Source organism: Herbaspirillum sp. Sphag64, assembly GCF_014192645.1.
In the GTDB taxonomy this organism is placed as follows: Bacteria; Pseudomonadota; Gammaproteobacteria; order Burkholderiales; family Burkholderiaceae_D; genus Herbaspirillum.
The window spans coordinates 179,133-192,253 of the sequence record NZ_JACHYE010000001.1; the positions used below are offsets into that span (position 1 = coordinate 179,133).

General features: G+C 55.0%; 9 protein-coding genes and 3 pseudogenes. 6 read left to right on the forward strand and 6 right to left on the reverse strand.

The genetic code is table 11. The features are described 5' to 3' along the window. Window positions 1-11: 11 nt before the first annotated feature. From FHW66_RS00810 to FHW66_RS00820, 3 genes are all read right to left on the reverse strand, one after another. A complete protein-coding gene (locus tag FHW66_RS00810; RefSeq protein ID WP_183377818.1) occupies window positions 12-854 on the reverse strand; it encodes a DNA ligase in 843 nt (280 codons plus the stop codon). 63 nt (window positions 855-917) lie between these two features. Continuing rightward, complete coding sequence (locus FHW66_RS00815) at window positions 918-2,234, reverse strand: hemolysin family protein (RefSeq protein ID WP_183377819.1); 1,317 nt, start codon at window positions 2,232-2,234, stop codon at window positions 918-920. A gap of 86 nt (window positions 2,235-2,320) precedes the next feature. Beyond that, window positions 2,321-2,989, reverse strand: coding sequence for a glutathione S-transferase (locus FHW66_RS00820; protein ID WP_183377820.1), 669 nt, complete (start codon window positions 2,987-2,989; stop codon window positions 2,321-2,323). Window positions 2,990-3,115: 126 nt separating this feature from the next. Here FHW66_RS00820 and FHW66_RS00825 point away from each other — a divergent pair, with 126 nt between their 5' ends. After that, complete coding sequence (locus tag FHW66_RS00825; RefSeq protein ID WP_183377821.1) at window positions 3,116-4,585, forward strand: PLP-dependent aminotransferase family protein; 1,470 nt, start codon at window positions 3,116-3,118, stop codon at window positions 4,583-4,585. Window positions 4,586-4,619: 34 nt separating this feature from the next. Here FHW66_RS00825 and FHW66_RS00830 read toward each other — a convergent pair whose 3' ends face one another. From FHW66_RS00830 to FHW66_RS00840, 3 genes are all read right to left on the reverse strand, one after another. After that, window positions 4,620-4,868, reverse strand: a complete 249-nt coding sequence (locus FHW66_RS00830) for a helix-turn-helix domain-containing protein (protein ID WP_183377822.1) — start codon at window positions 4,866-4,868, stop codon at window positions 4,620-4,622. A gap of 11 nt (window positions 4,869-4,879) precedes the next feature. After that, window positions 4,880-7,216, reverse strand: a complete 2,337-nt coding sequence (locus FHW66_RS00835) for an FdhF/YdeP family oxidoreductase (protein ID WP_183377823.1) — start codon at window positions 7,214-7,216, stop codon at window positions 4,880-4,882. A 115-nt stretch (window positions 7,217-7,331) separates the two neighbouring features. Then, on the reverse strand, window positions 7,332-7,820 hold the full coding sequence (locus FHW66_RS00840; protein WP_183377824.1) for an Lrp/AsnC ligand binding domain-containing protein: 489 nt from the start codon (window positions 7,818-7,820) through the stop codon (window positions 7,332-7,334). 105 nt (window positions 7,821-7,925) lie between these two features. Here FHW66_RS00840 and FHW66_RS00845 point away from each other — a divergent pair, with 105 nt between their 5' ends. The 5 genes and pseudogenes from FHW66_RS00845 to FHW66_RS00865 form a co-directional block, all read left to right on the forward strand. Further along, window positions 7,926-9,209 (forward strand): D-amino acid dehydrogenase, encoded by a 1,284-nt coding sequence (locus FHW66_RS00845; protein WP_183377825.1) that lies wholly within the window; start codon window positions 7,926-7,928, stop codon window positions 9,207-9,209. 272 nt (window positions 9,210-9,481) lie between these two features. Beyond that, a pseudogene (locus FHW66_RS20775) lies at window positions 9,482-10,282 on the forward strand (autotransporter outer membrane beta-barrel domain-containing protein). 52 nt (window positions 10,283-10,334) lie between these two features. Then, a pseudogene (locus tag FHW66_RS00860) lies at window positions 10,335-10,586 on the forward strand (FAD-dependent oxidoreductase); the annotation flags it as partial. 469 nt (window positions 10,587-11,055) lie between these two features. Then, window positions 11,056-11,160, forward strand: a pseudogene (locus FHW66_RS21160) (ESPR domain-containing protein); the annotation flags it as partial. 312 nt (window positions 11,161-11,472) lie between these two features. Then, window positions 11,473-13,121, forward strand: a 1,649-nt coding sequence (locus tag FHW66_RS00865; protein WP_255458756.1) for an autotransporter-associated beta strand repeat-containing protein, incomplete at its 3' end; no start/stop codon positions are given.

The following is a 13,121-nucleotide window of genomic DNA, read 5'->3' on the forward strand; positions in this document are numbered from 1 at the left end:
GCTTGTAGCCCTCAGTCTTCACGCACCCGCATGAATACCGCAAAGCGTGGAATGCCACTAGCATTGATGCCACGATAGCGGTAGGTCACGCGGCTACCCACTGCCGGCGGGTGCCGACGCTGCGTATCCGATAAACCACTGCCGAGCTTGAAGCGCAATCCTTCAGGCGTTTCGACCAGCAAGGCACCGACCATGTCACGGTACTTACCCTTGCCGGCGGTGTAGCCAATGACAATCGCTTCGCTATCCTCGAACGGCTTGAACTTGAGCAGGTCGTCATTGCGTTCGGCTCGATACAGCGAGCTACCACGGTGCAACATGACACCCTCACCGCCCTCTGCAACCACCTTTTCCATGTAAGCCTGCAAGACAGCGTGGCTGCTAATCCTTTGCTGGGAAACGGCAATGACCCAGGGCAGACCGATACTAGGCACGAGTACCTGCAATGCTGGCAGGCGCTGGTCAAAGTTCCCGCCGTGCAGCGGCAGATCAAAGACCATGAAGCGCATTGCGCGCCAGGCCTGATCATTCGGTTGCGTCGTGCGTACCGTTGAGACGGCAATCGCGAACTTGCCGCGACCGGCCCACAATTCACCATCGAGCGCCTGTGTCGGCCAGCCCGCGATAAACCATGCCGGTACCGCAATCAATTCACCGCCACGCGTATACAGATGCTGCCCATCCCAATAGGCACGCACGCCATCATATTTCTCGCTGACCCAATAATCGCTGAGCACGATTCCTGGTCGATAGACATTGGCCAGCATGACTGGTGCCTGTGCCATCACTGGAAGCGATACCAGCAGGACAGCAAGACTAAAAAGGTAAGAGATGATTGATCGTGCAGCTAACATGAGGGTTCCTGGTCGGTTACCCCTCCCCTTTACTGACGGCTGGCGCTGATCAGAAACAGCTCTTCAGACTGGCTCGACGTCGCTCTTTTCCGACTTGAAGCGTGTGACCAGCAATTGGTTGATTTTGTTGCCTTCAATATCGACAACCTCGAATTTGTAGTCTGAAAAGAGGACAAAATCGGTCTTCTTGGGAATCCGCCGCAGCATGTACATGATGAATCCAGCCAGCGTCTCATAACCCAGAGGATTGGGATAGTCGTCAATACTGAGCGCATTCATCACTTCGGCCAGCGGCGTCAGACCATCCATGAGCCAGGAGTTTTCGTCACGCCGCACGATTTGCTGCTCTTCGGCTGGCAGACTCAACAAATTCCCCATGAGTACGTTGGTCACATCGGTGATGCTGATGATGCCGACCACCAGTGCATATTCGTTGACGACCACGGCCAGATCCTGGTCGAACGCCTTCATCCGTTCCAGTACTTCCCACAGATTGAGACTGTCTGGTATCGACAGCGGGACGTGTACCAGCGCTTTGTCATGCAGGGAAAAATTCTCCCCTTTGAGCAGACGCTTGAGGACATCCTTGCTGTCGATATAGCCAAGTACATCATCGATATTATTGCCGCAGACCAGAAACCGCGAATGCGGATGACCGATGATTTTCTGGCGCAGGATTTCTTCGGTATCAGTCACCAGAAAATAGACAATGCTCTCGCGCTGCGTCATGGCCGAAGGCACATAACGGTTTTCCAGCTCCAGCACATTGCCGATCAGATGATGCTCCTGATGTAGCAAAGCGCCGGCCTCAGCACCCGCATCCACCATTGCATGGATCTCATTGGGTGTGATCACGTCATGGCGCATTTGAGGCAAGCCAAACAAGGTGAAGAACATCTTGGTCAAGCCGTTGAATAGCAGGATCAGGGGCTTGAGCAAGGTTTCCACCATCAGCATCGGGCCCACCAGCGTGAGCGCCGCTCTCTCCGGCGCCAGCATCGCGAGCCGCTTGGGCATCAGATCAGCAAACAGAATGAAGAATGCAGTCACCAGCAGGAAAGAGATCGAAAAACTGAGGTTATCCAGCCATGGTCCCTGATAAATTCTGCCGATACCATCGACCAAATGTGGCGTCAATGCAGGCTCACCGATAACGCCGCCGAGAATGGCGACGGCGTTCAGACCGATCTGTACCACCGTGAAGAAGTTGCCAGGCTGTGCTTGCAGATCGAGTACACGTTGAGCATTGGGCTCGCCGTCTCTGACCAGCATTTCTAGGCGTATCTTGCGCGAAGCCGCCAGAGAAATTTCAGCGCAGGAAAAAAAGGCGCTGATCAGCACGAGCAAGAGGATCAACAAAAAACTGGCGAAAAAACTCATTTTTTTGCTCTCTAGTCATCGTTATGGGCCTATTTTCGCCTGCCTCCCAGGGCCAGCGCAACTGCTGGCTTTGCGCCGCTATGTAATCAGCGCAGCAACTGATACGGACCACCGCGCTCCAGTGCACGTTGATAGGCGGGGCGATCATGAATCGCTTCGAGGAATTTCAGCAGGTTAGGATAGTGGCTATCAAGGCCACCGCGCGAATGAGCGGCCTCCAGCGGAAAACTCATCTGGATATCTGCCGCCGTAAGGGCATCTCCTGCAAACCACCGACTGCGCGCCAGTTCGGCTTCCAGAAAATGCAGGTGTGCCGTGAGTTGCGGGTTCAAGCGCTGCGCAATAAAGCCGCCACAGATCATCCGGGCAATCGGCCGAATCAATGCCGGCACTGCAGCCGGAATACGACCGAAGATCAGCTTCATCACCAGCAAAGGCATCGCCGAGCCTTCCGCATAATGCAACCAGTAGCGATAGCGCAGCCGCTCTGGCGTACCGACGGCTGGAATGAATTTCCCCTCACCATAGCGTTCGACCAGGTATTCGATAATCGCGCCCGATTCGGCAATGATCTGCTCGCCATCGGTGATGACCGGTGACTTGCCCAGCGGATGCACCTCACGCAGCGCTTGCGGCGCCAGCATGGTCTTGGGGTCTCGTTGATAGTGCTTGATCTCATATTCCAGGCCCAGCTCTTCCAGCAGCCACAACACACGTTGCGAGCGGGAGTTGTTCAGGTGATGCACGGTGATCATCGTCAATCCTTTCTGTAGAATGCGCGGTAACACAGCACCGCGGCATGTTAATTTTGTTCAGTCAGTTTTGTTTAGTCAGTTAATCAATCAAACATGCCGCTACTCTAACAGTAGAAATCAAAAAGCATGCCATCCTCATCGCGTCCGGATAACGACCAGCAAGTGCTACCGCTCTACCGGCGCTTCGCCGACGAACTGGAGGCATCGATCAGCGCCGGCGTATTGCAACCCGGAGAGCGCATCAGTTCGGTGCGTATCGCTAGCCAGCAGCATCGGCTCAGCGTGACGACCGTGGTGCGTGCCTACGCGTTGCTAGAGAGTCGTGGCATCATCGAGAGCCATCCGCAATCGGGCTATTTCGTGCGTAAGACAGCGCCAGTCACCACGACACCGACTACCACAAGCATCCTGCCTACCACCCATCCGGCGGCACAGGAACCACATGAGGTCGATGTCAGCCGCCTGGTCCTGGCCACGCTCAAGGCAATTCAACAGGATGGCACCGTACCATTAGGCTCTCCCTATCCGAATCCTGCCCTGTTCCCGGCCCGGCGTATCGGCCAGATGGTGAGCAGAATCACGCGTAGCAGCGATAGCTTGAGCGTGCTCAATGATCTGCCGCCAGGCTATCCGGAATTGTTGCGACAAATCGCTCGACGTTATCTGGAGTCCGGTCTGATCATTGACCCGGACGACATCATCATCACCGTCGGTGCCACCGAAGCGATCAATCTCTGCCTGCAGGCAGTGGCACAACCGGGCGACACTATTGCGGTGGAAACACCGACTTTTTACGCGATCCTGCATGCGATTGAACGCATGGGCATGCGGGTGGTGGAAATCCCGACCGATCCGGTCACGGGGATTGATCTGGATGCGCTTGAAGCGGTGCTGGCCACACAGAAAATTGCGGCCTGCATGGTGATGCCGAATTTTCAGAATCCGCTCGGCTCCATGATGCCCGACAGCCACAAGCAGCGTTTGGTGGAACTGGCCCATGAGCATGGCATGCCGCTGATCGAGGATGCGGTCTATGGAGAATTGTTTTTTGGCAATGCCCATCCCAGCTCGCTCAAAACTTATGACCGCGATGGTCTGGTGCTCCATTGCTCTTCGTTTTCCAAGAGCCTGACTTCGGCCTATCGGGTTGGCTGGGCCATGCCGGGACGCTATCGCGATCAGGTCGAAAAACTCAAATTTCTCAATACGCTTGCCAGCCCGACGATTCCGCAGCGCGCGATTGCCGAATACCTGACGCAAGGCGGCTATGAACGGCATCTGCGACGCGTACGCCGTAGCCTGCTGCAACAGCGTGACCTGATGCGCCATTTTGTGCAGCGCTTTTTCCCGGCCGGAACCAAAGTATCTGCGCCGGCTGGTGGCTACGTATTGTGGGTAGAGTTGCCACCGGAGGTGGAGGCAATGGAGTTGTACCGGCGCTGTCTGGTGCTGGGCATCACGATTGCACCGGGCCGGATTTTTTCAGTCAATAACCGCTACAGCCATTTCATCCGCCTCAATTACAGCTATCCGTGGACGGCCGAGATCGAGAAAGCGCTCAGGACCATTGCCAAGGTGGTTACGGCTTTGCTCTGAAGCATGACATCGAAGCGAGGAAAGCGGCGTGAGCTCAACCACGCAACTGCAAGCCGGCGGCCGTCAGACAGGCACTTCCAGTGCCATCCTCGCGCAACTCAACGGTGACGATACCGGCCTCTTCCAGTGCTGTCAGAAAGCGCCGCAAGGTACTCATGCGCAGATCGCTGCGCTTGGAGAGGCGAGCCAATGACAGCGGTGCCTGGTTCTGATGATGGTCAGCAAACAACACATCAAGGATGCGCACCAGCTCGTCGGGCAATTGTTCCTGCGACTCCTCCATCACACGCCTCCTCAGGCCGCCTTGGCATGCTGTACTGCCGAGCGCGACAACAATACCGGAATCGATTTTGAAGTCGGCGTGCGCGCCTTGTCGGCAAAGCTTTCCAGAGGTACCAGCGGGTTGGTTTCCGGATAGTAGCTGGCGATACAACCACGTGGAATGTCATATTCAACCAGTAGGAAACCGTCAGCCCGGCGCTCAATACCATCATCCCAGACACTGACCAGATCGACCCATTCACCATCCTTGAAACCGAGCAGCTCCAGGTCCTGCTTGTGAATGAAAACCACCCGACGTTGTCCAAAGACGCCGCGATAGCGGTCATCCAGTCCGTAAATAGTGGTGTTGTACTGATCATGTGAACGGGTTGTCATGAGTGTCATCAGACGCTCACCATAACGCCGACGGGCGCGGTGAATCGGCGTGTCCTTTGGAATCTCATGAACGATGAAATTGGCCTTGCCGCTACCCGTCTTCCAGACCCGATCACGGGATGCGACACCAAGGTGAAAACCACCTTTGTTGGTGATGCGCTGGTTATAGTCCTTGAAGGCGTCGTAGACCTTTTCGATGGCGTCGCGAATCCGTGCGTAATCGTCGGCATACCAGAGCCAGTCGATTGGCTTGCCGTTCTGGCGGTCTTTCATGGTAGCAGCGGCGATGTGCGCCACGATAGAAGTCTCGGACATGCAGTCCGCAGATGCCGGCTTGTTGATGCCATAAGACACGTGCACCATGCTCATCGAGTCTTCCACGGTAACGCCCTGCGGGCCACTGGCCTGCATGTCGATTTCGGTACGACCCAGCGTCGGCAGAATCAGCGCATCCTTGCCATGCACCAGATGACTGCGATTGAGCTTGGTCGTGATGTGGACCGTCAGATTGCAGGAACGCATCGCATCAAAGGTGCGCGGTGTATCCGGTGTAGCCATTGCAAAATTACCGCCAAGGCCGATGAATACCTTGGTACGACCAGCCAGCATGGCTTGCACCGAGCCGACAGTATCGTTGCCATGCTCACGCGGCGCCTTGAATTCAAAGACCTGTTCCAGCCGATCCAGGAAGGCATCGGTCGGCTTTTCGTCGATACCGACGGTGCGGTCACCCTGCACATTCGAATGGCCTCGCACCGGGCACAAGCCTGCGCCGGGGCGGCCAATATTGCCGCGCAACATCATCATGTTCGACAACAGCTGAATCGCACCGACCGCGTGCTTGTGCTGGGTCAGTCCCATGCCCCAGGTGGCGATCACGGCCTTGCCCTTGACGTAGACCTGACTGAGCCTCTCGATATCTTCCCGCGAGACGCCGGATTCCTGGATGATGTCGTCCCAGCTCTCCGCGCGAACATCGGCTGCAAAGGCCTCAAAACCTGCAGTATGCTCGGCAATGAAGGCCGTATCGATGACACGTTCGGTGCCCTTGAGCTGGGCTTCGTCATCCAGCTCGATGGTGCGCTTGATGACGCCCTTGATCAGCGCCAGATCGCCACCCAGCGTGGGATGAATGAACATCGAGCTGATCTGGGTGCTGCCCATGGTCAGCATTTCCATCTTGCTTTGCGGATCGGCAAAACGCTCCAGACCCCGCTCCTTGAGCGGATTGATAGCGACAATAGTGGCACCACGCTTGGAAGCATGGCGCAGCTCACCCATCATCCGTGGGTGGTTGGTCGCAGGGTTCTGTCCGAACAGCAGCATGGTGTCGCACAGGTCAAAATCATCCAGCAACACGGTCCCCTTGCCGATACCGACGGTTTCCGGCAAGCCGACACTGGTCGGCTCATGGCACATGTTGGAGCAATCGGGGAAATTATTGGTGCCGTACTGGCGTACGAACAGCTGGAACAGGAAAGCCGCTTCGTTGCTGGCGCGGCCCGACACATAGAAGTCAGCCATGTTGGGGTCAGGCAAGGCATTAAGATGCTTACCAATCAATGCGAAGGCTTCTGACCAGGCAATCGGTACATACTTGTCACTGGCAGCATCGTAGACCATCGGCTCAGTGAGCCGGCCATGATCTTCCAGTTCAAAATCAGACTGTTGCATCAACTCTGCAACCGTGTGTGCCGCAAAGAAATCCCGCGTGACACGCTTGGTAGTGGCCTCTGCAGCCACTGCCTTGACGCCGTTTTCGCAGAATTCAAAAGTGGAGGTATGTTCACGATCGGGCCAAGCACAACCTGGGCAATCGAAGCCATCAGGCTGGTTCTGTGACAGCAGAGTGCGCAAGCCCTTGCCATCGGCCACATGTGCCCGTACCAGATTCAATGCGACATATTTAAGCGCACCCCAGCCACCTGCGGGCTGGTTATAGGTTTCGATTTTTGCTTTGCCTGTCTTTGCCATGATCGGTCTACCCATACAATTTCGGATCATTGCAGTCTACGCCGAGTACAGCGCTTGTGAAGATACAGTCGGATGCGGGAAATTGAAGCACAGCAAGCCAATCAGGGCGTGAATACTAGTCTTCCAGCGACAAGGCCAGCGTTTCCTTGATTTCTTCCATCACTACATAACTCTTGGACTGCGCCGCGCCGGGCAATTGCAGCAGGATATCGCCGAGCAGTTTGCGGTATTCCGCCATGCCGCGAATGCGTGCCTTGATCAGATAATCAAAGTCTCCTGACACCAGGTGACACTCCTGCACCTCGGGGATCCGCAAGACCTCGCGCCGGAATTGTTCAAACATGTTGCCGGACTTGTGATTAAGCGTGATTTCAACAAATACCAGCAAGGTCGCCCCCATTGCCTCCGGGTTCACGCGCGCATAGTAGCCGGTGATCACGCCATCGCGCTCCATACGTTTGACGCGTTCGATACAGGGCGTAATCGACAGCCCGACCTGCTCCCCCAGATCCTTCATCGAGATCCGCCCATCCTTTTGCAGTGCGGCCAGGATACGACGATCCAGCTTATCCAGAGTCCGCACTAAAATTTGCTGCGTTCTCATTATTTATTCCTTTCTAAAACGTTTAAAACGAAAACATATACTAGGTATAACTGCATATCATAGTTTTATCTCCTAATAAATTAAAGCTCTCTCAGGGAATTGACCATGCGTGTTGTTATTTTGGGCAGTGGCGTCATTGGCGTCACCACTGCTTACTATCTGGCCAAAGCAGGCCATCAGGTAACTGTGCTGGACCGTCAGGAAGGTCCCGCATTGGAAACCAGTTTTGCCAATGCCGGCCAGATCTCGCCGGGCTATGCCTCACCTTGGGCTGCTCCAGGGATTCCGTTGAAGGCCCTGAAATGGATGTTTGAGGAGCATGCCCCGCTGGCTATCCGTCCGGACGGCACGCTGGGCCAGTTGCGCTGGATGTGGCAAATGCTGCGTAACTGCAATGCCGAGCGCTACGCGGAAAACAAGGAACGCATGGTGCGCCTTGCAGAATATAGCCGCGACTGTCTGCGTCATCTGCGCGCTGCCACCGGCATCGAATACGAAGGCCGTCAGCAAGGCACGCTACAACTATTCCGTACCCAGGAGCAATTTGATGGCGCGGCCAAGGATATCGCCGTGCTGAAGCAGACCGGCGTACCGTTCCGTCTCCTCAATCGCGACCAGTTGGCAGAAGCCGAGCCTGCACTGGCCGCCTCCGGTAACAAACTGACCGGCGGCTTGCTGCTGCCCAATGACGAGACCGGTGACTGCCAACTGTTCACCAGCCGCTTGGCCAAGATGGCAGAAGAACTGGGCGTGCGTTTCCGCTATGGAGTCGACATCAGCGCAGTGGCGATCGCCGGCGGTGAAATTGATGGTGTCGTCTGTGGCAAGGAACTGGTCAAGGCAGATCGCTACGTCGTGGCAATGGGTGCCTATTCGACCAATCTGCTGCGCGGCATCGTCGATATCCCGGTGTACCCGCTCAAGGGCTACTCGATCACAGTACCGATTCGTCATGCCGAGGCAGCACCAGTTTCAACTGTGCTGGATGAAACCTACAAGATTGCGGTGACCCGTTTTGATGACCGCATCCGCGTTGGCGGTATGGCAGAGATCGTCGGCTTCAACCGTGATCTGAAGGCCAAGCGTCGCGCTACGCTGGAAATGGTCGTCAATGACCTGTTTCCAGGTGCCGGTGATACCGCCCAGGCCAGCTTCTGGACCGGACTGCGGCCAATGACACCGGATGGAACTCCAGTCGTCGGTGCCACCACTCTGCCCAATCTGTTCATCAACAGCGGCCACGGTACGCTGGGCTGGACCATGTCCTGCGGCTCCGGCCAGTTGCTGGCCGACCTGATTTCAGGCAAACGCCCCGCCATTGCAGCAGAAGATCTGTCGGTGGCGCGCTATCGTCGGGAAACGCCATCGCATCACGTCGCAACTGCCTGAATACGCAACTGATTGATCTACCCTGATTCTCTATGAACAGGCATCGCCTTGGCTAAGCAGCGCTTGGCCGGGGTCCTTGATCGCCGCATCGCAACGCAAAATCAATCAAGATGTCAGTGGCGCACTGATTCACTCAGTATCCCTGCAGCCCGCGAATACTACTACCTGCCCCCCTGCCTGAACGCTGCCAGACTTGCCTCATTCATCGTGCGCGCTAGCGGTAAGTGTGATTTGTCGACGACTATTGTCACACCCCGCAACACTGGATACGCGTGTTCGGTTCACGGGGCAGTACCAGCAGAGACAGTAATGCGGCCGAAACCCACAGTTCCATGAGTGGTCTGTTCGCTGGCACCGCTGTCCAGGTCGGTGACCAGTGGCGAGTCGGCGCGCTGACCGGCTACAGTCGTTCCAGTGTTGATGTTAACGACCGGTCCTCTTCCGCCAACAGCGATGACTACTATCTGGGCATCTATGGAAGTACCCAATGGGATGACCTGGTTCTCCGACTCGGCACCAGCTATACATGGCACAGCATCGGGACACAGCGCTCGGTGAATTTCACCGGCTATACCGACTAGCTCAATGCCAGCTACGATAGCAGCACGATCCAGGCCTTCGGCGAGTTGGGTTACCACATTGATTACGGCAATGTGAAGTATGAACCGTTCGGCAATCTGGCCATCGTCCGGCAGGCAGGCGAGAGCTTTGTCGAAAACGGCAATCTGGCTACTTTGCAAGTCAACAGCGCGAGCATGAACACGAGCTTTTCGACCCTCGGGGTACGTGCAGTATCCACCTTTAAAGTGGACGGCACCAACTGGACCTCGCAAGACACACTAGGATGGCGCCATGCTTTCGGTGACACACTCCCGACCAGCGAGATGACCTTGAGTGGCTCGTCACCATTCAACGTCACCGGCCTGCCGGTAACCATCAATGCCGCGATACTTGAGCTTGCACTGGCAGCACCGGTGGCCAGAAATGGCACCTTAAGTGTTGCCTACACTGGCCTGGTCGGTAGCGGGATGCGTAATAACGCCTTGCGTGCCAATTTTGGCTGGAAATTTTAAAGACTCAGGCAGCCGGTAACTTTTCAAGTTTGGGCAGCAAGGCTGCCAACAAATCGATCAACGGCAAAAACGCACACCTGATAGACACAGTAAATGTCGATCAGATCGGCGAACTTACCCAACTAGGCTGCGTCGATACCGCCCGACTCAATCACACCAGGCCAGCTTCTGGACCCGTCTACGGCCAATGACGCCGGATGGTACGCCAGTCATCGGTGCCACCACTGTGCCCAATCTTTTCGTCAACAGTGGATACGGAACATTGGGCTGGACCATATCTTGCGGTGCCGGCCAATTTATCAGTAGCGCGCCATGACCAAGGAACACAGTTGCCTGAGAGTGAAAAAATGACATCCTGGATCACCACTGCACTCTTCACTCCGGATTCACCCTGCCCTGATTTCGTCATTCAATAATGTTGAAAATTTCTCTCCGATTCCATACCGCACAGTCTCATTGCAGGTCTGCTTGATCTCCGAACCAAAGCTTACGACAAGCACCTCCCATCAGCACTACAGCTCGCCTCCTGTAACTCTGCAGGAAGGTTTTTTGTCGTCAATTTTTCCAACTAGACACAGCATCTTAAATAGGACCTCGGCGAGGAACTGACTGTACTTGCTTATAAATTTCTATCAAGCGCGGCAACACATCAGCAGGCTGATAAACGCCATTGAAAGCTTGTCAGCACCTGGGATACGCGACGAAGAAATGTGTCAGATCTGATGCAGCTGGACGCTGGCTGCACGAGTCGATTGATTGTCCTGGAGTCCACAATGAACAAGATCTACAGCCTGATCTGGAATAGCCGTCTGGGCAAATTGGTAGTTGCATCCGAACATGCGCGTCGCACCGGCAGAGGTCGTGGCGACAGTAACCGCAGCGCAGGCAGTGGCATCATCGGTGCCTCCCCCGTGGGCCGCTATTCGGCACTGCACTACTGTCTAGCCTTGACCGCACTGTGCGCAGGGCTGAGTGTCAACGGCTATGCCCTGGCCCAGACAAGTATTGCCACGACTACCAATATTGGCGCTTATCTCGACAGCAATTGGAGCAGTACGGTCAACGACTTTATTCTCAGTGGCAATTCGAGCTGGGGTAGTACGACACCGGCATTCTCGGCATCGCGCACGCAATTCACACTCGATGGCAACGGCTATACGCTATCCATTCCCGCGCTTACTGGCAGCTTGATGCCACAAACAGCGACGGCAAATCCTGCGAGTTCAAACTTTTCTGATATCACCCTCACCGGAAGCACCACTTCATCGTCACTCTTTTCATACACAACAGCCGATGTTATATCCAATCTAAATCTGAATAATGTGCAAATTCAGAATTTCACCAACAATGCAAACGATCTGGGCGCTGTCTTCAACATGAACGCGACAGGTGCTGTACTAAACGTGACTGCAGGTGGCACAACTGGCTTGACCATAGCCGACATCGTCGGAGTAGGAACGGCTAATCAGGCTGCGGTTGTGGTACAAGGCGGGACAATTAATTTCTTCGGCGATATCACCTTTGCTAACAATAGCAATGTCAATAGTGCTGCTGCGCTCTACATGTATAACAATTCCGGATCCGTCACATTCAACGGATCCACTGTATTTGAGGGAAATTCAAATACGAATCTAAATGGTTTACGTGGTGGCGCAATCCGAATTCAATCGGCAAACAACGAAGTACTGACATTCAATGGGCCAACTACGTTTTTGAATAATTTTCATGATGGCGAAACAGGGCAAGGCGCTGGCGGAAGCATATTTGAATTGCCTCTGGATGAAGGATTTACGAATGTCATTTTTAACAATACAGTAACATTCAATGGCAATTATGCATCGGGAACTAGCAACCCACTCGGCGGGGCAATTTATGCAGGTGGGAATGCCGTATTTGATTTCAATGCAGCAGCGATTTTCAGCAACAACTACGTAATAACCAAGAGCGGTGGCAACGGCGGCAATGGCGGAGCCGTTCGTAATTCCGGAGCAACCTTCAATTTTGTCTCAGGTTCTGAATTTTTGAACAATGCAGCATCCGGCATTGGTGGTGCTATCGAGTCATCTGGCCTTATTAATCTCAATGCAATCACAAGCAACATTCTCTTTCAGGGAAATCGCCAGGGAGTGCAATTCGTCGGTACGACACCGACCGCTGGCACTGGGGTACCAAATGCGATTTACATCGATAACGCTACCGGCACGCTTGTCTTGAATGCCGTCGGCACCGCACAGATCATTTTCGATGATCCGATTTATGCTGTTGCCGGTAGCACCATCACCAAAACTGGCTCTGGCACCGTGGTCTTTCAAGGCGACAATGGTGTTGATACCTTGTACGATTCGGATGTGCTCGGCAACACGACCGTGCAGGCTGGCACCTTCTCGCTGGTCAATGGTGCCAAATATGGCGACACCACCAGTGGTACATTGGAGGTTGCCAACGGCGCAACCGTCAGCGGTGATGCAGGTTCCAGCCTGCGCGCCCAAACCCTCACAATCGACAGCGGCGGCACGGTCGATGTGGTCAGCGGTACGTTGACGCTGGATGCACCAGCCATCAATCTGGCCTCCGGTGCCGAACTGAGCGGCAATGGCATATTGGCGGCCACCAGCAACATCAACCTGGCAGCAGGTGCGCTCATCGGCAATGTCGCCCCAGGCAATACGCTCAATGTAACCGCTACGCTCGTCGGAGCGGGTGGAGTGACGGTTCAGGAGAGCGGGACATTACAACTATCTGCCGCCAACACCTACACCGGGGCTACCGAAATCAATGCCGGTACCTTGCAGGCCGGTATCGCCAATGCCTTTGCCGACAGCAGCGCAGTCAATGTCGC

Coding starts and splice junctions, on each gene's coding strand:
- FHW66_RS00810 (WP_183377818.1), bottom strand. CDS start 854: ATGTTAGCTGCACGATCAATCATCTCTTACCTTTTTAGTCTTGCTGTC.
- FHW66_RS00815 (WP_183377819.1), bottom strand. CDS start 2,234: ATGAGTTTTTTCGCCAGTTTTTTGTTGATCCTCTTGCTCGTGCTGATC.
- FHW66_RS00820 (WP_183377820.1), bottom strand. CDS start 2,989: ATGATCACCGTGCATCACCTGAACAACTCCCGCTCGCAACGTGTGTTG.
- FHW66_RS00825 (WP_183377821.1), top strand. CDS start 3,116: ATGCCATCCTCATCGCGTCCGGATAACGACCAGCAAGTGCTACCGCTC.
- FHW66_RS00830 (WP_183377822.1), bottom strand. CDS start 4,868: ATGGAGGAGTCGCAGGAACAATTGCCCGACGAGCTGGTGCGCATCCTT.
- FHW66_RS00835 (WP_183377823.1), bottom strand. CDS start 7,216: ATGGCAAAGACAGGCAAAGCAAAAATCGAAACCTATAACCAGCCCGCA.
- FHW66_RS00840 (WP_183377824.1), bottom strand. CDS start 7,820: ATGAGAACGCAGCAAATTTTAGTGCGGACTCTGGATAAGCTGGATCGT.
- FHW66_RS00845 (WP_183377825.1), top strand. CDS start 7,926: ATGCGTGTTGTTATTTTGGGCAGTGGCGTCATTGGCGTCACCACTGCT.